Here is a 23549-nt window from a genome sequence, read left to right on the forward strand (position 1 = left end):
GATGATATTAAGTAAAACGATGAAAGTAAGGGTTAAAGATTTTGTGATCCAGCTTATTGCCAGTTAAAACGTGCGCCAATTAGCCACTCACGGTTGTCAATCGGGCGATAATCACTGGTATCGCGTACATCACGCTGGGTATCAAAGATGTTATTCACCGCGCCATACAGACTAAAATTATCATCAATCTTGTAGTTCAATTGACTATCAAGCGTCCACCATGATGGTGAGTAGGACTGCGTGGTAGTATCAATCAGCTGCTTAGACTCGTAGTTCAACCTAGGAATAAGCTGCAATGTATCACTCAATTGATAATCGAGTGCCAGCATGACTTTATGATTAGGACGGTAAGTTAATTCGCTGTTGGCGCTCTCATTTTTGGTTTTTAGATAGGCGTATGTGGCTTGTAGGGTGGCGTGATCATCCACTTGCCAATCGATGCCAATATCGCCGCCATAAGTGTAGGCACTATCGATATTGGTATATTGAAAAATACGGATGCCATTTTCGATAATGGCGTTTTCGTTATCAGTTTGGATTAAGTCCTCCACATCGTTATAAAAGCCGTTAATGGATAGGTTTAAATCATCACCAATCTGCCCTTGATAACCGACTTGATAGCTCGTTGAGGTTTCAGGCTGTAAGCTAGGGTTGCCCATGACTTTATAGCCCAAATTACTGTGGTCAAAGACGTAATAGCGCTCTTTTAAGTTGGGCACACGGTAGCCGCTGCCGACGCTGGCGCGAAAGATATGATCGCGTCCACTTGCGTCCGTACGGTTGTATTTGACAGCTACTTTTGGTGCCACATGATCGCCAAAGTCTTGATCATCTTGATAACGAATGCCCGTGAGTATCTCCCAATGATCACCAATCAGCCAGTCATCTTGGAGGTATAGCTCGCCCACATCACGGCTGACCTCATCGCTGATAAGCTCGCTGATACTGTTTTTGGTTTGAGATAGGGTGTCGCGCTGCACCTGTCCGCCTACTTGCAGTAAGTGCATATGCGCACCTGAATCGATGGCTGGTAAATCAAGCTGCACCTGACCTAGCGCGGTGGTGATGTTTGTATTTCGCGATGATGCAAGCACCTCATTGGATAGGGTGTCTGAGTCGCTTTGATAGTCTTCATATAATGCTTGCGCAGATAACTGATAGGTTTGCGTATTTTCATTGAGATGAATATCAGTGCTACCACCGATGCTGATACGATCCTTGTTAATCGACTCCTCACGCTGCTGCGGCAAAATATTTTGCGCCACGCGGAGATTAAAGCGGCTGGTATCGTCCTCACTATAGCGGCTCGCCTCAGCCCACAGCTTTGAGTGCGTAAGCATAGTACGATCATCAGGAGTATAGCTGAGACGTCCTGTTACCTGCGTTTGTTCGCTAGCGTCTTTGATTTGTGGCCAGCGCGCGGTATCGGTATTTAGGCCATCATCATCTAAATAAGAAGCAGACAGACGGGCCTGCAGGCGCTGCGCTGGATCCAGTGCTCCTTCGATACCGGCAGCGATAAAGCGTTTATTGGCATCAATATCATCACCTGAAGGGTTTTGATCGCCATTGGTGGCAAGCTCGGTATTGACATAAGCTTTGGTTTTGTTAATAGCTTTGGTAATAATATTAATCACTCCGCCCATTGCTGCACTGCCAAATTGCGCGGACGCCGCTCCTTGAACCACCTCAATTTGTTCGATATCTACGGTCATATACTGATTGAGATTGACTGTCGAGCCTGTACTGGCGGTGATAGGCAGACCATCAATCAATACTAAAACCTGATCGCCTGTAAAACCCTGCATACTGACTTCATAGCCCGTCTTGCCATGTACTTGCTTGAGATAAACGTTAGGCAATAATTCTAGCGCCTTTTTTAGGGTATGCGCATGATTATCCTCGATTTGTTTGCTGCTAATGACATCTACTTTGACAGGGGCGTCGCTAAGAGCTCGGTTTGAACGGGTGGCAGTTACCACAATAGGATCAAGTACGGTGCTAGGCATGGCGCTATTTGCCAAGCTTTGCTCGCTATCAGCAAGACTATTGAGCTGATAAGGATCTGCTGCTTTCGCGTTTGCCGTTATCGTAACGGCTAATACAAGCGTTATAGCGGCACTCAAAGGCTTGTGAGAAACTTTAAAAGTATTAGATGTTGGCATAAGTGTACACAGTAAGAATAAGGAAGTTTGAATAAATATAAGTTACATAATTCTTAGTTTTGAGTAACAAAGTAAGCATAGATTAATACAAATGAGATTGGTTATCAATGAGTAAATAATAATTATTATCATTTACAAATAAAAAAAAGTTGGTCATAATGCGTTTTGTCAGTGAGCGCTCCGGCATTTTATTAAAAAAGCATAGAGACGCCGCTTTTATATTTGCTTAATAGAGGATACGACCATGACTCACCCCATTCAGCTTGGCCAAAAAGACTCGGTACTTTGGCAGGCCTACCAAGATAAAAAAACGGTGACACCGATGTTATTTCCGACCGAAGGCGCGGCGGTATTGGGTGTAAGTGAGTTTGAGCTGTTACTTGCCTCACCGCATAGCCAGTATATTGGTGGCCAATGCAGAGCAGTGCTTGAGCAGCTAGAGAATTTCGGTGCTGTTGAGAGTATCGTACGTAACGCCTTAGCCGTCCATGAAAAAACCGCACCATATCACAATCTAAAACTTGGCGAAAAAAGGGGCATTGCCCTCAATGTTGGTGGTTTAGATTTGCGCTTTTTTATGGGACGCTGGCAGCATATGCTCGCCGTGACAGATCTTAGCAAGAGTGATAAGCCCTCTTATAGCATTCAGTTTTTTGATGAGCAGGGCGCTGCGATCGATAAGGTGTTTTTACGCGAATTAAGCGATGATAATATCGCGCGCTGGCAGAAGTTAGTTGATAGGCATGCGCAAGCGGTCGATATAACCGAGCTGGTGCTTGATGAGGCAACCGTACCCAAGACTTGGCAGTATAAAGAATTGAGTGATGATAACCGTGACAAGTTGCAGCGTCGATGGCGCAAGATGACGGATGTCCATCAGTTTTATCACATTTTAAATAAGCTTGAGGTTGATCGCGCCAGTAGCTACCGTCAAGCGCCTACAGGGTCTGCATATCCGCTCAGCCTTGATGCGATGAGTGCTGTTTTTGAGCAAGCGCGTGATAGCGAGTGTCCTATTATGATATTTGTTGGCAATTCAGGGCTGGTACAAATTCAAACCGGTACAGTAAAAACCATCAAACGCATGGGCGACTGGATCAACATCTTAGATAAGAGTCACAATAACTTCACTTTGCATCTAAAAGACAAGCAGCTGGCGCAATTGTGGTGCGTCAAGCGTCCAACGGCTGATGGTATCGTCACGTGTATCGAAGGGTTCGATCAGTTTGGCAGCAGTATTTTGACTGTATTTGGTCAGCGTATGGAAGGCACTAGTGAGCTTGCAGCATGGCAAAAAATCACTGCTGATATTGTGGCTAAATTCTCACAAGGGCTGAATGCAGAGGCGCAGCATACTGCCATGCACAATAATCCGGCACAGCCTGCTTAATGAAAGGGCTGTTAGCCACTCATGACTCCTATTTTATGATTCACAGTTACAAGGAACGTTTATGTTCGCGCAATTATCATCTTCTTTTTCTCGCTCCCGCCTCATATCATCTTTTTTTGTTGGCAGTATCTGCGCGCTGACTGCTTTATCGGCACAAGCTTATGAGCGCATCGTCGCCATGAGTCCAGATGTGGCAGATATCATCGTCGCGCTTGGTGCGACCGACAAGCTGGTGGGCAAAGATGCGACCAATAGCCATCCTGCCTTAAAAGATGTGCCAAAAGTGGGGATGCACCGCAACATTACCGCAGAGTCCGTGTTGGCAGTTAAGCCTGATTTGGTACTTGGTAGTTATATGGTGCAGCCGGTTAGTGTCTATAAGCGCCTCAATGACTTAAATGTCAAAGCCACTAACGTAGCGCCAAAAGAGGGCGTCGATTATTTTGCCAATAGCATCAAAGCGACGGGTATCTATATCGGTAACCGCAGTGAAGCTGCACAACTTGCAGATCGTTGGTCTCAGGACATGCAGCCGTTAGCAAAAACGGGCAAACGCTATATCTTAAGCTATGATGGGCGCATTGTCGCAGGCAAAGGGACGGTGGGGGATGAGCTGATTCGCCGGGCAGGCGGGATTAATGCGGCGAATGTCTCAGGACTCAAACCTATGTCGCGTGAAGGCTGGCTGGCTGCCAAGCCTGATGTGATTATCATCGCCGATCATAATCAAAAGGTCATCGGCGGCGTCAGTAAGTTTAGTAAGCGTCCTGAGATTGCCGTAAGTAATGCCGCCAAAAATAATAAGGTTGAGTTTTGGCCTGCCGATAAGTTTTTACGCTACAGCCTAAACTCTCCAAAGGTCATCAAATCGCTACACGATATGGCAAAGTAGCGGGCACTCTAAACCTCTACTGTCATGATTCATCGGTTTAATTCCTCATTTATCACGCTACAGACGATATCCTTATGTCAAACAGTGCCACTTCCAAAAGTCAGAGTCGCTCTCATGTCGGCGCGTTGAATATACCTTCTAAATATAAGCAGAGTGTCTACTATGTCTTAGCAGCTCTAGCGTCATTGCTGCTGATTTGGTTGGGATTGGGTATTGGCTTTGGTGAGTGGTCAAGCCCGGTGCACTTAGATGAGACCATTTGGCAATTGCGCTATCCGCGTGTGGTTACAGCATTGCTTGTTGGTATGGCACTATCGGTGAGCGGCGCTGCATTGCAAGCATTATTTGAAAACCCGCTGGCTGATCCAAGTCTTATCGGTACCTCAGGCGGTGCGTCACTGGGCGTGGTGCTAGTGCTTGCTTTTGGGGTCAGCGGTATTGGTATTCCCTTTGCCGCCTTTATGGGTAGTGTGATTGTCTGTTTGTTTATCCTAGGCTGTCATAGGTTTTTGGGCGGCGGTCAGATGGGGCTACTGATTTTAGGCTTTGTCATTAGTGCCTTTTGCGCGGCGGTGGTGAGCCTAATCTTATTTATGTCTGATGATATGGTACTTAGGTCCGCGACCAACTGGCTATCAGGTAGTATGGCAGAAGCAGGCTTTGTACCGCTACGTTATTCGATTATCTCCATGGTGCTAGGACTCATTATTTTATTGCCTTTGGGTCGTCAACTAGATGGGTTAATGCTAGGTGAAACAACTGCAAAATCTTTAGGGATAAAGGTTGGCTTGAGCCGCTGTCTGGTAATTATTGCCTCAGCTTTGTTAACAGGAGCAGCAGTATCTTTGGCCGGAGTGATTGGCTTTATTGGCATGATGGTGCCCAACTTGCTAGCTATCTTGTTTGGCGGTGGACGGATGCGGCTGATGATATGGTCGGGCTGGCTGGGCGCTATGCTGCTACTCGTGATTGACAGTATGGCGCGGCATGTGGCTTATCCAATAGATGTGCCCGTTGGCATTGTGCTGGCGCTGTTAGGCGGCCCGTTTTTTATCTGGCTGTTTGTACGTAGTAGCCGTCGTTAATCAAGTAACTATCAAGGATGCCCTCTATGTTCAATTCAACTGCTACGGCAGCTACAACCACTACCATAGACTATCATGAGCATGAAGATAATACTGAGCTGCTACGCTTACAAGGTATTCATATTGCTCATGGCGCTAAAGTGCTATTAAGCGTCGATTCACTGACGCTACCTAGCCACAAGTTAGTGGCTTTTATTGGCCCTAATGGAGCGGGAAAAAGCACTTTGCTACATGCTATATTAGGGCAGCATACCGGATCAGGTCTTAAAACTGATGGACAGATTAGCGTTCATGGTCAGCCCATTGATGAGGTCATGCGCCATGGTCATATCGCTTGGGTCGGACAGCATGAGCGTTTTGAGTTGCCATTGACCGTATTAGATTATGTGCTGCTAGGCGTATCCCCTAATCTAGCTTGGTATCAACGACCAAAGGCTCAGCATGTGAGTCAGGCTAGACGCTTGCTTGAGGATTTTGAGCTATGTAATTTGCTATCAGCGCGAGTACAGACTCTATCAGGGGGCGAAAAACAGCGTTTAGCTATCGTGCGCGCGCTGATGCAAGACACGCACATTATGATGCTCGATGAGCCAACCAACCATTTAGACATTCGCCATCAGCGTTTTTTATTAACCTATTTGCGTGATCTGGCGCGCCGTCAACATAAAAGCATCTTAGTCGTATTACATGACTTGACTCATGCACATCGCTATGCCGATGCCGTTGTGCTATTACATAATGGACAAGTTGTGGCTCAAGGCTCGCCTAATGCGGTTATGGATAGCGAGCAATTAAGCGCGGTTTATGATGTTGATATAAAGGCGCATCAAACCGAGGACGGCGTGCTATTTGTTTAGCAAATAAAGCAGAGTAAATAAAAACCTCCTTCTCGCTAGAGTAGGAGGTTTTTATTTACACTAAAGTGAAGATTAAATTTAGCGGCGTCTATCACGATTGCGCCGCTCTTCACGCCGAGCTTTGCCTTTCGGGCTGACACGATAAGTTAAATAGCCAAAAAATACCAGAACGATAATAAAGGCGACTATATATAAGAATATAGAGCTGCCAATAAACAATGATGCTGCAATCACAGGGGTAGCTTCCATGTCAGGTTTCCAATTAGTGCTTTTGATTATTATGCAACGGCGGCATCACCTTGTAAAGTAAACAAATTTAACTGAGAGATGAGCTCAAATGAGCGTAGACGTGCTTCTTGGTCATAGACGTTAGCGGTAACAATCAGCTCGTCAGGTTGGTAGTGGTCGATAAACTCAGCAAGCTTTGGCTGAACCGTCTCCACAGACCCGATAAATGACACAGACAGCGCATTATCAACCATCGCTTTCTCGCTTGGACTCCAAATAGAGCTCATATCGGCAACAGGTTTTGGCATTTGACCTTTTTCACCGCGGCGCAGGCGTACAAAGCTTTGCTGCGCTGAGGTAAAGTGATAATTTGCCGTGTCATCATCATCCGCTAGTAGTAAGTTTGCCGCTAGCATCAAGTAAGGCTTATCGAGATAAACAGAAGGTTTGAAGTTATCGCGGTAAGCTTTGATCGCTTGGCTAATCATCTGCGGAGCAAAGTGTGAGGCAAACACATAAGGCAGACCTAAATGCGCCGCTAGTGTCGCACCAAAAGTTGACGAGCCTAATATCCATACTGGCACTTTTGATTTAGCACCAGGAAAAGCTTGTACAGGACTACTATCGGTACTATCACCAAGGAAATACATCAGCTCCTGCACATCTTGCGGGAAGCGCTCAGCATCTTTCATTTGCCGGCGCAACGCTTGAAAAGTTGCGCCATCAGTACCCGGCGCTCGGCCTAAGCCCAAATCCACGCGGTCGCCATACAGCGCTTGTAGCGTACCGAACTGTTCAGCAATAACAAGCGGTGCATGGTTCGGCAGCATAACGCCGCCCGCTCCGATACGGATACGCTCAGTCTGGCTACCGATGTGCGATAGCAGCACAGAGGTCGCCGCACTGGCAATACCTGCCATATTATGATGCTCTGCCATCCAGTAGCGGTTAAGACCGGCTTCTTCGGCCTTTTGTGCCGTCTCGACTGTCTGGGCGATGCCCTCGGTGATGGTTCTACCTTCAGGTACAGGGGCTAAATCTAAAAATGATAAAGGAATGGTAGTAGTATTACTGTTGGTCATATCTCACCTATTATTGAGTAGTGATAAGCGCTCACAAGCTTTAGGCAGTCTTTCGTTATTATCGTTTAAGACGGCCTATAAAAAGGGTGAGCGCTTGATACTGTATATGATGGGGTAGATCATGAGTTTATCAAGGGCTGTGTTAACGAGGGTAACAAATATTAAAAGACTAGGTTGCGTGCGACAGAAATATTGTCAAACCACACCTTTATGATCGAATTGCTGCTGACAGAGCTCAATAAAGGCGCGGCCATACTGGCGAACCTCAGCATCATCACGCACCGCCATCCAACTGGTAAAGCGGCCAAAGTGATCGACCGGTATAGCAGTAAGGTTATGATAATGACTAGGCTCAAATGCCATCTCCGCGATGATCCCAATCCCTAAACCTAACCCAACATACGTACTGATCACGTCAGCGTCGAGAGCCGCTAAAACAATATCAGGCTCTAGTCCTGCATCGCTAAAAGTTTTATCAATAGCGCTGCGACCCGTATAGCCGCCGTGATAAGTGACAATAGGATAGCTGGCAAGCGTGGGCAGATCGATAGTTTCTAGACCGGCAAGCTCATGATCTTTAGGGACGATAATGCGATGGGTCCAATCATAGTAGCGGTGGCAGCGTAGATAGTTATTATGAAGTAGCGATTCGGTAGCGATACCGATGTCCGCCTGTCCGCGAATGACCATCTGCGCGATAGTTTCAGGATCAGCCTGCTGCAGAATCAAATTTACCTTAGGAAAGCGCTCTTTAAAGGCTTTTACCACATGCGGCAAGACATAACGCGCCTGCGTATGCGTGGTGGCAATGGTGAGCGTACCTGTATTGGGATTATTATAATCGAGGCTTAAGTTCTCAATCGTACGTATCTCAGCAAAGATAGCTTCGATATGCGGCAGTAGTGCAGTGCCCATGTCGGTAAGGCCGGTTAAGCGCTTGCCTTGACGGATAAACACATCTGTTTTTAATTGACTCTCAAGCGCAGCAATGTGCTTGGATAAGCTCGATTGACTGGTATGCAGTACGGTTGCCGCTTGGCTTAAATTATAGCCATTGATGACGGTATGCCAAACCGTCTCAAGCTGTTTCAGCTGAATTTGCAAGTGCCGCTGATTGACGACTACGTCGATTGCCATAATTTATTCCTCAAAGTTTTAAAACCATATCTGCGGCTAGTGTAAATCATAGTTATTATTCTTGTATATACTAGATAGTAATCTATTTATACTATTTTGGAATATATATTACCGAAACTATGAGAGTAGCTGAACTTTCATAAATAAACCTTGATAATCATTAGACCAGTTAAAGAAGATACAAACAGTAGCGATAGTTGATATCACCGTGTATTAACAATGAGATAGGTTAGGTACACAAAGCATCACGCATAAGCAATTAGTTGCAAATACCTCTAGTCATAGATGATGTTCTCAAGTACCATAATTCAATTTTGTAACGAAACCTTTTTTGTTTCAAGTTTTGGTAACTTATTATGTCTGCTGTCAAATCCGTACCGCCTAATCAGCCCGCTAGCAAAAAATCATGGGGTGATGCGTTAAAATCTTTTTCAGATATTCGTGTCATGATCATGCTGTTTTTAGGCTTTTCAGCAGGGGTACCTATTCTGCTCGTTTTCTCTAGTCTATCGTTATGGCTGAGCGAAGCAGGTCTTGAGACGGGTGTTATCACAATGTTTGGCTGGGCGGGTCTTGGCTATTCCTTTAAATTCATATGGGCGCCGCTCATTGACTCTATGCCATTACCTTTTCTGACCAAATGGCTTGGGAGGAGGCGCGCATGGATGTTTGTGTCTCAACTTTTGATTTTGTTGGCTATCTTTACCATGGCAAGCGTCAATCCTGTGGTCGAAAATGTACTTTGGGTGATGGCACTAGGCGCTGTCTTGTTAGGGTTTTCATCCGCTACCCAAGACATAGTCATCGATGCTTACCGTATTGAGCTTGCACCGCCAGCTCTGCAGCCGACATTGTCATCAATATACGTTGCAGGCTACCGTATTGGTATGATCGTCGCAGGGGCAGGAGCACTTTACTTAGCCACCTATTTTGGATCCTCTGAGACGCTCTATAACTACGAAGCGTGGCGCAATACTTATTACACCATGATGGCAGTTATGTCAGTGGGACTACTGACAACATTTGCGGTTTATGAGCCAGCGGCTGAATCATTAGCAATTCACAAGCAAAAAAGAAATCTAAAAGTGTTTTCTATGTATGCCGCTTTTCTACTCATTCCTGGTTTAATTTATGGATTACCGGTATTTATAAGTACTTTCTCAACTCGAATATTGAGCAGACCTTTAACCATCATACCTGTCGAGTTTTTGCCTACTATCAATCTTTACTTTTTAATCGTGATGGCATGCGCGCCTTTTTTATTAATATATTTTATTTTAAATCAGCCAAAAATAATCAATAAAGTTAACGCAGTTGCTCAGTCTCGTAACGATAATCTTAGAATATTAGGACTGTTTGTTTTGTCTGTACTGGCATTTATTGGTGCTTTTGTATTTATAGGTGGAATATTTGAAAAACCTGAAGATGTCGCGCTAAAGTTCCTAATAGAGGTCATCAGACTGCTGGGTAGTTTAGCAGTCGCTATTTTGGTTGGATATGCACTAATAACAGTAGGTTTAGCAAAGAAAGAAGTCGCCAAACGATTATGGGTAGACCCTATCGCGGATTTCTTTCGTCGTTATGGCAAACAGGCGATACTATTACTATTACTGATAGGGTTTTATAGAGTATCAGATATTGTCGCAGGCAATTTATCGAACGTTTTTTATGCAAAGATGGGCTTTACCAAGATTCAGATCGCTGATGCAGTCAAGTTCTTGGGCTTATTTATGACCATCGCTGGAGGATTCTTAGGCGGACTTATTGCACAAAAAATGAAAATGATGCATGTCATGCTTATCGGTGCTATCGCCTCTAGCTCAACCAATTTATTATTTATTCTATTGACTTATCATCCAGGCGATATGAATTATATGTATTTGGCTGTTATCATTGATAATCTGGCTGCTGGGTTTGCAACCGCTGTATTTATTGCCTTCTTATCAGCGCTTACTTCTGTGAAATTTACAGCAGTTCAGTATGCAATCTTCTCATCTTTGATGACTTTGTTTCCAAAGGTTTTGGGAGGATACTCAGGCGGTATATCAGACAATGTCGGTTTTGCTAATTTTTTCTTAATAACCTTTTTGATTGGAATACCGGTATTAATACTGATTTATCTGGTCGATAAGCATGTGGTCATTGGGAGTAATGATGATCCAATCGAACCGCCTGTAAAGCTTAATTAATGGATCATTCTAACGATTGATAGACGATTCTCACTAGTGAATAAATAGATATGACTCCTTTTGATGGTTTGGAAAAAGCTGCACCCATCAGCATAAAGATGATTAAGAAGCGCTCAATTCAAGAGATTCCAGATTTTTGGATAACAGATTGGCTACTGCACGTGATTAATCAGCCAAGCTCATTTTTGTTTACGGATGAGCACTACCAGCTGACAGAGAGTGAGCTTGCGCGGTTTGATGCCGGCGTGACTCAAATGCAGCAAGGTGTGCCATTAGCTTACTTGACGGGACATCAGGCGTTCTGGTCGCTTGACTTTAAAGTAAACGCGCATACCCTGATACCGCGGCCTGATACCGAAGTATTGGTTGAGCAAGTTCTGGAATGGATTGAGAGTAATCCGATTGCCAATCATAAAGCCTCTAAGCGTTTGCTAGATTTAGGTACGGGCTCTGGTTGTATTGCTATTAGTTTGGCTCATGAATTAGCACGATCAAGTTGGCAAGTTATAGCTGTTGACTTATCCGCAGAAGCATTAAGCGCCGCTCAGCAAAATGCTAGTGATAATCAGGTAGATAATGTCAAATTTATGCAAAGCAGCTGGTATGAAGCGCTACCTTCTGATGCCATTCAGCGCTTTGAGGTCATTGTCTCCAATCCGCCTTATATCGATGAAGCGGATGAGCATCTAGAAGGGTTAAAAGCTGAACCTATCAGCGCCTTAAGTGCGCCTAATAAAGGTTTGGCTGATATTGAGCATATCGTAGAGCAAGCGCCGAATTACTTACAGCAAGGTGGCTTATTAGCCATAGAACATGGTTACGATCAAGGCGAGACGGTTAGAGCGTTATTTAATGCTAACGGCTTTGAGGCGATAAAAACCGCTAAGGATTATGGGGGTAATGAGAGAGTGACCCTAGGACAACTAAAGTGACAATTAAAATGACAACTAAAACGCCTGATACAGATAACCGGAGTCTCACGGACGCTGAGTTACTGCGCTATGCTCGGCAAGTGTTATTAACAGGCTGGGATATTGACGCACAGCTGCGTCTGAAGTCTGCTCGGATTGTAATGATAGGCGCAGGGGGCCTTGGTTGCCCAGCATCAGAGACGCTAGTGCGCGCAGGGCTTGGTGAGGTGCATCTCATCGATGATGACGTGATTGAGATGAGCAACTTACAGCGCCAAAGCTTATTTTTACCAAGTGATATCGGTGCAGCTAAAGCGCTGACCGCGGCGCAGATGCTCAAGCAAATCAACCCTTTGATTAGCGCGAAAGGCACGGTCGCACGTCTGACATTAGATAATGCTTATGAGCTATTAGAGCTAGCTGCTGGCAAGCCTAGTCTATTACTAGACTGTACTGATAATTTCGCCACTCGCGATATTATCAACCGGATTAGCGTGCGCTATCAGATTCCATTACTTAGCGCTTCGGCGATTGCTATGCAAGGACAATTGGCATTGTATGAACCGCAGTTAAAGAGCGGCTGCTATCATTGTGTTTTTGGCGATGTTAGTACGGATGAGGCAGTAGATGAGCGCACTTGTGCCAACTCAGGCGTCCTTGCTAGTACTACTGCTATCATCGGTAATTTGCAAGCCAATGCGGCATTGCATTACCTCGGGCTGAATACCAATCCGCTGACAGGCAAGCTTTTATTGTGGGACGGTAGCCGTATGCAGCAGCGCATGATGGGCTATCGGCAAGATACCAGCTGCCCGATATGCGCGTTATGACTGTGTACCGCTAGCGCCATCACAGTTATTTTAGATCATTGGGTTATAAATCATTACTTTTACACCTGACTATAGTTGTTCGGGCGTGTTGAACATTCGACCATGGCACTGACAGAGACTATTTTTTAGGCGATTTGCAGATAAAAATGGTAAGTTTAGTTGTTCTAAGCGTCTATTTTTATCAATAAAGCGGCAAAAAATAGTCCTGTCCCTGTTGTTGTAGTTAGGGCTGATGCTAAAATCGCCCTAGTCGTTGCGACTGTTTAAATAAAATCAGCTAACCAATGCAATAAGCATTACCTGCAATTTTCACTTAGACTAGAACACAGCTTTGATTAACTAGTAGCGATCAGCAGTGCGAATTTGTGAATGTTCAACACGCCCTAATATTAACGCGCAACTGGTATTCATTTTTCTTGCATGCTGTGTCTTCGCTGTTTCGATGTTGCGCAAAATTAATTCCAGCTGCACCGCATCGGTTTTAAAGTGATTCAACTATACTTCCCAAATCAGATGGCAACCTAAGAGCATCGTTAGCGCTATGAAACTAGAAACACTAATTACTAAAGCATGGCAGCGAGAAGCGCTTTGGCTTTGGTTGTTACTGCCGTTAAGTGCGCTATACGGACTACTAACTGCTATACGCCGTAGAGCCTATCAGCTAGAGTGGCTGAAAAGCTACCGCGCTCCTGTGCCGGTTATGGTCATCGGTAATATCAGCGTAGGCGGCAGTGGCAAAACGCCATTAATTATCAGCTTAGTGCACTATTTGCAGCAGCGCGGCGTCAAAGTCGGCGTCATCAGTCGCGGCTATGGCGGTGACACTGCGCAAATGCCAACGCTGGTGACTAAAGATAGCCTGCCAAGTGCCGTCGGCGACGAGCCTTGTTTGATCGTTGGTACGACAGGCGTGGCTATGGCGGTCTGCCCGAATCGTAAGCAAGCGATAACCACTTTGCTTGAGGCTCATGGAGATATCCAGCTGATTATCGCTGATGATGGCTTACAACATTATGCTATGCAGCGCGATATTGAATGGATTGTGGTGGACGCTGCACGCGGCTTTGGTAATCGCCAGTTATTGCCAGTAGGCTATCTACGCGAGCCGCTATCACGGCTTAAAGACAGCACAGTCATTTACCACCAAAAACTTGGCGGTCCCATCTTAAGCGATAGTCAGCTAGCGACAGATAAATTAACCATGCATTTACAGCCTAGTTCATTAGAGCAGCTGCTAGCGCACGAATTATCACAGATCGGTACGGACAGCATCAGTCAGCCTGTAGCACCTAAAGCTGGCAGTACGGTACACGGCGTTAGTGGTATTGGCTATCCGCAGCGGTTTTTTGATACTTTGCGTACACTTGGTTTACAAGTCATTGAGCACCCTTATCCTGATCATTACGACTTTAGCTTAACTGAGCTATGGCAATATACTGAGCATCCTATCGTGGTCACTAGCAAAGATGCGGTGAAGATAAAAGCGTTATGGTTGCAACAGCAACAACACGCTGCGAGTAGCGAAGCAGCTAAGATTGATCAGGACTGGCATGCGCTCGCTGCTAGGCTTTGGGTGTTACCTGTAAGCGCAGAATTATCCGCTGCTTGCTATCAGACGCTAGAGCAGCAACTCAAAGCGTTAGGTATTAACACTGCATTAATAGATACTGCCGCTTACGACTGAGCGCTTAACCCACAGTTTTAGCGCTGTGATTTATTATGGAAATAGCTATGACAACTGTACCTTTTAAGACTCACATCGTCATTCCGGCGCGCTTTAAAAGCACGCGCTTACCGGGGAAGCCGTTATTAGAGATACATGGCAAGCCTATGATCTTATGGGTGGCAGAAAAAGCCCGAGCAGCAGATTTTGCGGATGATATGTGTATCGCCACTGACGATAAGCGCATTGCTAAGCTTTGCATAGAAGCGGGCTTTGAGGTGGTTATGACCCGTCACGATCACGCTTCAGGCACTGATCGTCTTGCAGAGGTCGCTGCTATTAAAGGCTGGAGCAAAGAAGATATTGTCATTAATATGCAAGGCGATGAGCCGTTAGTGCCACCTTTGCTGTTAGAACAAGTCAAAACGCTACTGGTTAAGGATAGCGCTAGCGTCATGGCAACTTTATATGAGCCAATCGAAGACTTCGAGAGCTTTATGCGCCCCTCAGTGGTCAAAGTCGTGAATGCTACCGTCAATCAGCAACAGCGCGCGCTTTATTTCAGCCGCGCGCCTATCCCTTGCGATCGTGACCTAGCTTTAGCGATGGCTTGCGATAATAAAAATGGAGCATCACTAGATATAGACCCTAAACCGCCAAAAGCAGCTTATCGTCATTTGGGTTTATATGCTTATAGAGTCAGTCTACTAGAGCAGTTCGTGGCGTGGCCACAAACACCGCTTGAAGTGCTTGAGAGCTTAGAGCAATTGCGTATTTTAGAAAACGGTGGTCACATTGCGATTGCTGCCGCCGCGTTACAATTACCGGCGGGAGTAGATACGCAGGACGACTTAGATCGGCTCAACGCTATGAGCATAATTGATTTCCAGCAATACCACAACTCATAGGTTTCTAAAACTAATAGTTAAATAACCTAAGCAAAACGTTTGTGAAAACTCATTTGCAGATGCCGGTTGAGGGTAACAATTAAAGGTAATAAGGAATATGACCGACAGTATTTATTTTGCGCCGTTATTACCTTGGCAGCAGTCGCTATGGGAACAGCTGACTGAGCGCTTACTCATGCCGCCGCATCACTTACCGCATGCATTGCTAGCCGCAGGAATGTCAGGGATGGGTAAACGGGCGTTTATCTGGCGCTTTGTCGCTTGGCTACTGTGTCACCAGCAAGCCAGTCATCGGCAAGGCGCTTGCGGTCATTGTGAGAGCTGTCAGTGGCTAAGATCAGGAACCCATCCAAGCTTACAAGTATTGCCTTTAGCAAGTTTGCCGCTTGCAGCTGAGCCAGATAATGCTCAAGAAAGTGCTAAGTCTAATTCTAAAAAATCGAATAGCAGTAATAAGTCATCCAAAGCCAGTAGTAAGGCGCAAGTCACTATCAAAGTCGATGATATTCGCGCGCTGCAGCCTTTTATTTATCAAGGCGGGCAGGGGGTGCGGATTTGTGTATTGGACTATGCCGAACAAATGACTATCGCCGCCGCTAATGCGCTATTAAAGACATTGGAGGAGCCGCAAGCGCAAGTCCATCTATTTTTACTCAGTGATACGCCGAGCAAATTACTTCCGACTATCAAGAGCCGAGTACAGCAATTGCCTTTGCAGCATATTGAGCCTTCAGTGTCAGCCGACTATGTACAGCAGGCGCTTGGCAGCACCATCAATCGCGAAGCGGTCAGTATTGATGAGATCCAGCAGCTTCTTCATCTCGCCAATGGTGCGCCTTTAGCTGCGATCGCTTTGGCACAAGCTGATTGGTATAGTAAACGCGCACTATGGCTGACGACTTGGCAGGCTCTGCGTAGCGGCAAGCGGAGCAGCCTAGCGGCAAGCGACTATTGGCAGCAGCAGCTGAACCTTGCCGACTTTATCAAATTAACCGAGCTTATGCTTTTGGATATTCGCCGGATAAATATGGGATTAGCCAGTATTCAAAACGATACTGAACTACCCAAAGCGCTAGCGCAGCACCAGCCAACAGAGATGTCGATGCAGGATATTGTCGATAGCTTGCAACACATTAAAATTTCTCTACAACAAAATGTCCAAGAGAAGCTTGCCTATGATAAGCTCATGCAAGCATTAGCAGAGTTATAATATATTGACCTTAAAAACTGCAGTGAGGCTCATACAACTGCTTTAGCTGTTATAAATATATGGTCGATTCTAAATAAAATAAAGACATAGTTTTTCAAGGCGGAACTGGTATAAATTTTACTGGCTTGCTGTGCCTACGCATACAGAGGCTGCATAAAATTCATCCCAGTCCCGCTGTATCGTTTTTATAATGAACTTACTATAGTCAAATCTGCAATAAACCTTATATTCAAAAGCCTAACCTTCAAGGAGCTGATTATGGCGATGCCAGGACGCGGTGGAATTCTTACTTGTCATATCGAAGATATCACCACCTTATATGCCAGTTATTTGTCTTTTGTCGACAACGGCGCTTTATTTGTACCCAGCAACCTCGAGCAGCGTTTAGGCGATGAGGTGTTTGTGGCTTTTACTCTGCCAAACTCAAAAGAGCGTTTGCCAATGAGTGGCAAAGTAGTCTGGATCAATCATAAAGCCAACGCCCACCGCCCAGCAGGATTCGCGGTGCAAATCGGTAAAGATGTCACTGGCCAAAGAATTAAGAACGAAGTAGAGCGGCTGCTTGCCGGCAAGATAGACAGTCAACAAAACACTTATACGATGTAGGTTTTTGCCCTATTCTAAAAGATGTAGATTTTAAGATAGTCTACTATCTCTCAAGACCGTTCAATACTGCTCAATAACGCGATGGCACGTACATATCATCGGGGATAGGCTCGCGGTAGTACTCGTCATCACGCTTACGATCCGGCAGATCTACCTCTTCACGTGGTACTTCGACATAAGGGATTTGCTCTAGTAGATGAGCGATGCAATTAAGCCGCGCGCGCTTTTTATTATTACCCTCAACCACCCACCAAGGCGCTTCTGGGATATGAGTGCGCTCAAACATCGTCTCTTTGGCTTTAGTATAATCTTCCCAGCGTCGACGCGATTGTAAGTCCATCGGTGATAGTTTCCACTGCTTTAGCGGATCATGGATGCGGCTCATAAACCGTGAATGCTGCTCATCATCAGTAATTGAAAACCAGTATTTTACGAGGCGGATACCTGAGCGCACTAGCATACGCTCAAACTCAGGTACCGATTGAAAAAACTCTTCGTACTGCGCATCACTGCAAAACCCCATGACTCGCTCAACACCAGCACGGTTATACCAGCTACGATCAAATAAGACAATCTCGCCCGCCGCTGGCAAGTGTGCTACATAACGCTGAAAATACCACTGTGATTGTTCACGCTCGGTAGGCGCAGGTAGGGCGGCTACTCTACAAACCCTTGGATTCAGCCGCTGAGTGATGCGCTTAATCGCACCGCCTTTACCCGCAGAGTCGCGTCCTTCAAAGATAACGACAATGCGCTCGCCGCGATCCACCACCCAATCTTGGAGTTTTATCAGCTCTCTTTGCAGACGTACCAGCTCTTGAAAGTAGGTGCGCCGCTCCAAAACCTCATGCTCGCTCATCTCAATACCATCGAAATGAAAATCTCGCACATAATCATCAACTTCGTTCTCAAGCTCCTCATCATAGGTATCGATCAAGTCTAGATGCATCTTGCGACGCAGCTCATCATCGTACACCTCTTTATCCATACGCTCGACAAAGCTATCCTGCTCAGGCGGGCTCAGTTCGTGTCGCTCTTGAATAGTTAGAGAGTTAGGGTCTATTGCTGATGGTATCTTAGGCATATAAAACTCATTAATATAAAAATGTCATAGCAGTGTTAGGGCTATCATTACTTTACCATACCTTTAATAAATTCTAGAGATAGGTTAACGGTTATTCATCAAAAGCAGTCACAATAAAAACCTTTTAGCCATAAAAAACGCCCTCTGATTATCATCAAAGGGCGTTTAAATATAACGATAAGGTAATGAATAAATCATTCATTCATAAGCAGTAGACTCTCAGCTTACTTCTCTAAGATACAAGTGACGCCTTGGCCACCAGCAGCGCAAATAGAGACAAGCGCACGGCCTGAGCCTTTTTCGTCGAGTAATTTAGCCGCTGTGGCTAAGATACGACCACCAGTTGCAGCAAAAGGATGACCAGCTGCTAGTGATGAACCGTTGACGTTAAGCTTGCTACGATCGATGGAACCTAGTGGCGCATCAAGACCTAAACGCTCTTGGCAGAAAGTCTCATCTTCCCAAGCGGCAAGCGTTGATAGTACTTGTGAGGCAAAAGCTTCATGAATCTCGTAGAAGTCAAAGTCCTGTAGGGTGAGACCTGCACGCTCAAGCATACGTGGTACGGCGTAGGCAGGTGCCATGAGTAAGCCTTCAGTTTCGCCAGACTTACCGATGAAATCTACCGCAGCGGTCTCTTGATGGACGATATAAGCCAATGGCTTTAGACCGCGCTCTTTGGCCCACTCATCGTTGGCTAATAGTACACATGATGCGCCGTCGGTGAGCGGCGTTGAGTTCGCAGCGGTCATCGTTGGGTTGGCGTTTTTCTTGCCAAATACTGGCTTGAGCTTAGCGAGTTTTTCTAAAGTGGTGTCTGGGCGTAGGTTGTTATCGCGAGTCAGACCTTTATAAGGAGTGATCAAGTCGTCAAAGAAACCTTCGTCATAGGCACGCGCCAAGTTTTTGTGGCTATTGAATGCCAGCTCGTCTTGATCTTCGCGGCTGATGTTCCATTCAAGAGCAGTGATCGCTTGATGATCGCCCATAGATAGACCAGTACGCGGCTCGCCGTTTTGAGGAGAGTCGATGATGTCTTTTGGATTCAGACCCATCAGCGCTTTTAGACGCTGCTTGTTCGTCTTAGCCGCGCCTAGTTTGATCATGACCTTACGTAGGCCATCACCGACTGCGATAGGCGCATCAGATGTGGTATCAACACCGCCAGTGATAGCTGAGTCGATAAGACCTAATGCGATTTTGTTCGCTGAAGCAAAGGTCGCTTGCAGACCAGTACCACAAGCTTGAGCGATATCATAAGTTGGCGTATGCGGGTTTAGCGCAGTGTTCAGCGCCGCCTCACGAGTCAAGTTTAAGTCGCGGCTGAGCTTAAGAACCGCGCCGGCAACCACTTCGCCTATTTGCTCGTCTTGTAAGTTATAACGCTCGACTAGACCATTTAAGGCTGCGGTAAGCATGTCAATATTACTGGCATCGGCATAGGGACCGTTTGAGCGTGCAAATGGAATACGGTTACCCCCTAAGATTGCAACGCGCTGCTGGCCTGTGCTTGACGCTGCGCTTTTCTTTTTAGGCGTAGTGCGAGGTTTTTTGCTGGCGGCTTTTGTTTCGTCTTTTTTATCTGTCATAGCTTCTTTCTCGTTAGTGTTGTTTTTAGTCGAGGTGCTTGTCTTAGTGCTGGTATTAGTGCTTTTGCTAGCAGTTGTGCGCTTGCTGGCTGGTTTTTTGTCAGCGCTGTTTTTACTAGAGCTATTCTTATCAGTGCTGTCTGTTTTGGCTTTATCAGCGCTATCCGTTTTTTCTTTGTCAGTGGTGGTAGACTCAGGAGCTGCACCAAGAGTAGCCAGCTCTTCCTCTTTAGCCGCTTTTTTATCGCTCGCTCTGTCTTCCGTGATCTTTGCTTTTTTATCCGCTTCAGCGCTATTCGCTTGCTCGGTAACCCGATTGCCATCGGCATCAAGAATATCGGTATGCTGCTTTAGGTCAGCGATAGAGTCATACTGCGCGTCGTTGTCTGTAGATGGTGCCGCACTTTGGCTGCTAGTCGTCGATTTTTTGGCGCTATCATCGTCACCTTTGACGACTGTCGTTCCAACAATAGGGCTGTCTTTTTTGTTACTCATAAAAGTATCCTTAAAGTAGTAGTGAATGTTAGGGTATAAAAATATTCGTCAATAAAATTAGTCAATACATAATATGATAGCTGCTAATCACAATAGTTTTAATAACCTTCTTGTAGGGCTTTAGCAAATATTTACAGGGTAAAGCAACAAGAGTGCAAAATGTAACCTGCAAAGATTAGACTGAGCAGTATCGACTAGGCTGAATACTGAGTGGCTCATTCAATAATATATTGTTATCATTGACAGTGTAGATCATAACTTATAGTAAGTACCGATCAGATTTTAACATAAGCGGGTTTTTTTTAAATGATTATAGAGTAACTGTGCTGTCTACGTTTGTGCTTGCGGCGGTCTATTGACTTTTATCTGGTTTGCAGATGGGGCCGGTAATTCGTTACTATAGACGCTTTAGACGCTTTGGTAAGGCGAGTTACAAGCGGTTTAAGATGGTTATTAATAAATAGGGTTACGGTCGACAAGCGCTAACGTTAACGATGACAAATTGGTTAAACTCTATAGTAGGCTTATTGTGGCCAAAAGATGTATAGCCGGAATTACTAAACACTTATAATCATCGCCCAAGTGAGTCTTTATAATAGGTATTGTTTTTTAGACTCTATTTTTATCTTTATATACAGGAGTATTTTATGTCAGACCGTTATGGTGATTTTGTACAATCTTCAATTGGTAAAAAAGTAGCCAAAAACTTAGGGTTGCCGCAGCCGGTAAGTCTAGATCGTTTTGAGAGCGGTCAACGTTTGGTACGTGGTAGCGTCTTAGTTGGCCGTGCCGAAGGCGATGACATGAGTGTCAGTAACTCAGTTGCGCGTATCTTATCTGACTTGCATGCTGAGGTTTATGTCAATAGCCGTGATGACGCCAAAGATGCGTTGATAGAGGCAGGTATCGAAGCCAAAGCCAATACAGGCAGCAAAGATAAGTTTAAAGTCTTACTATTTGATGCAAGCAATATCAGTAACGCCGATCAGCTCAAGCAAGTGTATGAGTTTTTTCATCAAGTCGCGCGTAGCGTTGAAAAGTCTGGCCGCGTGATCATCATTGGTCGCCCGCCTGAAGATATCGACGATGTGCAAACCGCACTTGCTCAGCGCTCGCTTGAGGGCTTTGTGAAATCAGTGGGTAAAGAGTTCAAACGCGGTATCACCGCACAGCTCATTTATGTGGCTAAAGGTAGTGAGAAGAATCTAGATTCAGCGCTGCGCTTCTTTACCTCAGCTCGCTCCGCTTATGTTTCAGGTCAAGTTGTCCGTGTTGGCGCAGGTAACACCATCGATATCGATTGGTCACAGCCGCTTGCGGGCAAAACGATGCTCGTCACTGGCGCAAGTCGCGGTATTGGCGAAGCTATCGCACGGGTATTAGCTCGCGAAGGCGCGCATGTGATTTGTTTAGATGTGCCGCAGCAACAAGCGGACCTACAAAATGTCGCTAGTGAAATCAGCGGCTCGACCTTGACTGTAGATATCACTAGCGCCGATGCAGGCGAGCAGATCGCTGATGCTGCGCAAAAGCGCGGTGGCCTTGACGCTATTATCCATAATGCTGGTGTGACGCGTGATAAGACGCTTGCCAATATGGATGAGAAAAAATGGGATATGGTTATCGATATCAACCTAAATAGCGTAGCTGAGCTCAATAAGTACTTACTTGAAAAACAAGTGCTAAAAGACGATGCGCGTATCGTCTGCGTCTCTTCAATCTCAGGTATCGCCGGTAACTTAGGTCAGACCAACTATGCTACTTCAAAAGCAGGTGTTATCGGTTTAGTCGATGCAACTGCCAGACAATTGGCTAATGAAGGCAAAGGCATGACCATCAATGCGGTTGCCCCAGGCTTTATTGAAACACAAATGACAGAAGCTATCCCGTTCGCTATTCGTGAAGCAGGTCGCCGTATGAACTCTATGAGCCAAGGCGGATTACCTGTCGATGTGGCAGAAACCATCGCTTGGCTGGCGTCTCCTGCCTCTGGCGGCTTGAACGGTAATACGGTACGCGTCTGTGGTCAAAGCATGTTAGGTGCTTAATATACAGATTTTATGCAAGCTACTGATTTTATTAAGATAATTTAAGTCAGCTCACATATACTTACGAAAAAAATACTAATAATTGTTAAGAAAGCTGCCCGAGGGTGGCTTTTTTATGATAAAAACACAGGAATAGATAGCTATAAGACTTAAACCGTCAGCTCATTCGTTTTATTAAAAGTTTGCTAAGCCCTACCTAGGATAGATTTATGTCAGATACCCATTATGATGCCCTGCCAAAAGCGCATACCACATATGCCAATATCATCAAAAGCTTACTGCCAATCGGTGATAACACTAAAGTTAGTAAAGATGCATTGCCATCAGCTACTTATACTGTAGACGATTTACATATTGATCAAAGCAACTTGGATGATTATCGTAAAATTTGCGGCTTTAGTGACAACGGCAAGGTGCCGATTACTTATTTTGCGGTGCTATCACAGACCCTGCAGATGAATATGATGGTCAAAGAGCCATTCCCATTTCCGATGCTAGGGTTAGTACACGTTGATAACGTAGTGACTCAGCATCGTCCTATTGGTGAGCGTGAGACGGTGACCCTGTCAGTGAGTTTTGCCAATCTGCGCGATCATGCGCAAGGTCAGCAGTTTGATTTTGTGACGACGGTAAAATCGCAAGAAGACATCATTTGGGAGGGTACGTCTACTTATTTGGCTCGCGGTAAAAAACCTAAAGCCAATAGCACTGAGAGAAGTAAACCGCGCCCAGTGACCGTCAAGCCTATGGTTAATGAAAAAGGGGTGCATAAAGTATTTGAGGTGCCAGAGGATATCGGCCGCCGTTATGCTTTTATCTCAGGTGATTTTAATTTGATTCATCTGCATCCTTTATCGGCAAAAGCATTTGGCTTTCCAAAAGCTATCGCGCATGGCATGTGGTCAAAAGCAAAGTGCTTAGCGCTGATGAATGATCTGCCGGATGCTTATAGCGCTGAGGTGTCTTTTAAGTTGCCTATCTTCTTGCCTTCAGAAGTAGAGCTCATCGCTGAACCTGTCGATCAACTTGAAAGTAGCGATGATCGTTGTAATTTTGGCCTATATAGTGCCAAAAATGACAAGCCGCACTTAGCTGGCGTCGTCAAGTTAATAGAAAACTCGCAGTAATAAACAGCACCGTTTTATTTATATTGAAGTAACTCACATTTGAGTAAGTAACG

19 protein-coding genes are annotated in these 23549 nt (G+C 45.4%); 13 read left to right on the forward strand and 6 right to left on the reverse strand.

The features are described 5' to 3' along the window. Positions 1-53 precede the first annotated feature (53 nt). Entirely contained in the window at positions 54-2165 is a 2112-nt protein-coding gene (locus tag I3248_RS02125) for a TonB-dependent receptor (RefSeq protein ID WP_238062363.1), read from the reverse strand. 244 nt (positions 2166-2409) lie between these two features. Here I3248_RS02125 and I3248_RS02130 point away from each other — a divergent pair, with 244 nt between their 5' ends. The 4 genes from I3248_RS02130 (at position 2410) to I3248_RS02145 (ending at position 6389) form a co-directional block, all read left to right on the forward strand. After that, complete coding sequence (locus I3248_RS02130) at positions 2410-3555, forward strand: ChuX/HutX family heme-like substrate-binding protein (protein WP_238062364.1); 1146 nt, start codon at positions 2410-2412, stop codon at positions 3553-3555. A 61-nt stretch (positions 3556-3616) separates the two neighbouring features. Then, positions 3617-4447, forward strand: coding sequence for an ABC transporter substrate-binding protein (locus I3248_RS02135; RefSeq protein WP_238062365.1), 831 nt, complete (start codon positions 3617-3619; stop codon positions 4445-4447). A gap of 74 nt (positions 4448-4521) precedes the next feature. Next, positions 4522-5532 (forward strand): iron ABC transporter permease, encoded by a 1011-nt coding sequence (locus I3248_RS02140; protein WP_238062366.1) that lies wholly within the window; start codon positions 4522-4524, stop codon positions 5530-5532. A gap of 26 nt (positions 5533-5558) precedes the next feature. Next, complete coding sequence (locus tag I3248_RS02145) at positions 5559-6389, forward strand: ABC transporter ATP-binding protein (protein ID WP_238062367.1); 831 nt, start codon at positions 5559-5561, stop codon at positions 6387-6389. Positions 6390-6467: 78 nt separating this feature from the next. On the opposite strand, the gene I3248_RS02150 is transcribed toward I3248_RS02145, so the two are convergent. The 3 genes from I3248_RS02150 to I3248_RS02160 form a co-directional block, all read right to left on the reverse strand. Continuing rightward, entirely contained in the window at positions 6468-6638 is a 171-nt protein-coding gene (locus tag I3248_RS02150; RefSeq protein WP_156923993.1) for a hypothetical protein, read from the reverse strand. Positions 6639-6667: 29 nt separating this feature from the next. Then, positions 6668-7699, reverse strand: a complete 1032-nt coding sequence (locus tag I3248_RS02155; RefSeq protein ID WP_238062368.1) for an LLM class flavin-dependent oxidoreductase — start codon at positions 7697-7699, stop codon at positions 6668-6670. A gap of 195 nt (positions 7700-7894) precedes the next feature. Continuing rightward, positions 7895-8836: a LysR substrate-binding domain-containing protein gene (locus tag I3248_RS02160; RefSeq protein WP_201602977.1), complete on the reverse strand. Its 942-nt coding sequence runs from the start codon at positions 8834-8836 to the stop codon at positions 7895-7897. 356 nt (positions 8837-9192) lie between these two features. Here I3248_RS02160 and I3248_RS02165 point away from each other — a divergent pair, with 356 nt between their 5' ends. The 7 genes from I3248_RS02165 (at position 9193) to I3248_RS02195 (ending at position 17153) form a co-directional block, all read left to right on the forward strand. Then, complete coding sequence (locus I3248_RS02165) at positions 9193-11025, forward strand: MFS transporter (RefSeq protein WP_238062369.1); 1833 nt, start codon at positions 9193-9195, stop codon at positions 11023-11025. 50 nt (positions 11026-11075) lie between these two features. Continuing rightward, the gene (gene prmC, locus I3248_RS02170; RefSeq protein ID WP_238062370.1) at positions 11076-11957 is read left to right on the forward strand and encodes a peptide chain release factor N(5)-glutamine methyltransferase; all 882 of its coding nucleotides are present in this window, start codon (positions 11076-11078) and stop codon (positions 11955-11957) included. Between the two features lie 8 nt (positions 11958-11965). Beyond that, a complete protein-coding gene (locus I3248_RS02175) occupies positions 11966-12766 on the forward strand; it encodes a HesA/MoeB/ThiF family protein (RefSeq protein WP_238062371.1) in 801 nt (266 codons plus the stop codon). Positions 12767-13307: 541 nt separating this feature from the next. Next, the gene (gene lpxK / locus I3248_RS02180) at positions 13308-14450 is read left to right on the forward strand and encodes a tetraacyldisaccharide 4'-kinase (protein ID WP_238062372.1); all 1143 of its coding nucleotides are present in this window, start codon (positions 13308-13310) and stop codon (positions 14448-14450) included. A gap of 47 nt (positions 14451-14497) precedes the next feature. Further along, positions 14498-15337 (forward strand): 3-deoxy-manno-octulosonate cytidylyltransferase, encoded by an 840-nt coding sequence (gene kdsB / locus I3248_RS02185; RefSeq protein WP_238062373.1) that lies wholly within the window; start codon positions 14498-14500, stop codon positions 15335-15337. Positions 15338-15434: 97 nt separating this feature from the next. Next, positions 15435-16547 (forward strand): DNA polymerase III subunit delta', encoded by a 1113-nt coding sequence (locus I3248_RS02190; RefSeq protein WP_238062374.1) that lies wholly within the window; start codon positions 15435-15437, stop codon positions 16545-16547. A gap of 258 nt (positions 16548-16805) precedes the next feature. Further along, a complete protein-coding gene (locus I3248_RS02195; RefSeq protein WP_201602513.1) occupies positions 16806-17153 on the forward strand; it encodes a PilZ domain-containing protein in 348 nt (115 codons plus the stop codon). Positions 17154-17223: 70 nt separating this feature from the next. Here I3248_RS02195 and ppk2 read toward each other — a convergent pair whose 3' ends face one another. Beyond that, positions 17224-18237, reverse strand: a complete 1014-nt coding sequence (ppk2, locus tag I3248_RS02200) for a polyphosphate kinase 2 (protein WP_238062375.1) — start codon at positions 18235-18237, stop codon at positions 17224-17226. Between the two features lie 224 nt (positions 18238-18461). Continuing rightward, positions 18462-20321 carry an acetyl-CoA C-acetyltransferase gene (locus I3248_RS02205; RefSeq protein WP_238062376.1) on the reverse strand — a complete coding sequence of 620 codons (1860 nt, stop codon included), beginning with the start codon at positions 20319-20321 and terminating at the stop codon, positions 18462-18464. A 647-nt stretch (positions 20322-20968) separates the two neighbouring features. On the opposite strand from I3248_RS02205, the gene I3248_RS02210 reads away from it, so the two are divergent. Together I3248_RS02210 and I3248_RS02215 are read left to right on the forward strand one after the other, a co-directional pair. After that, positions 20969-22369 carry a 3-oxoacyl-ACP reductase gene (locus I3248_RS02210; RefSeq protein ID WP_238062377.1) on the forward strand — a complete coding sequence of 467 codons (1401 nt, stop codon included), beginning with the start codon at positions 20969-20971 and terminating at the stop codon, positions 22367-22369. Positions 22370-22578: 209 nt separating this feature from the next. Further along, the gene (locus I3248_RS02215) at positions 22579-23496 is read left to right on the forward strand and encodes a MaoC/PaaZ C-terminal domain-containing protein (RefSeq protein ID WP_201556638.1); all 918 of its coding nucleotides are present in this window, start codon (positions 22579-22581) and stop codon (positions 23494-23496) included. Positions 23497-23549 lie beyond the last annotated feature (53 nt).

Origin of the sequence: Psychrobacter sp. Ps3 (assembly GCF_022129275.1) — a bacterium.
GTDB classification, from domain to species: domain Bacteria; phylum Pseudomonadota; class Gammaproteobacteria; order Pseudomonadales; family Moraxellaceae; genus Psychrobacter; species Psychrobacter submarinus.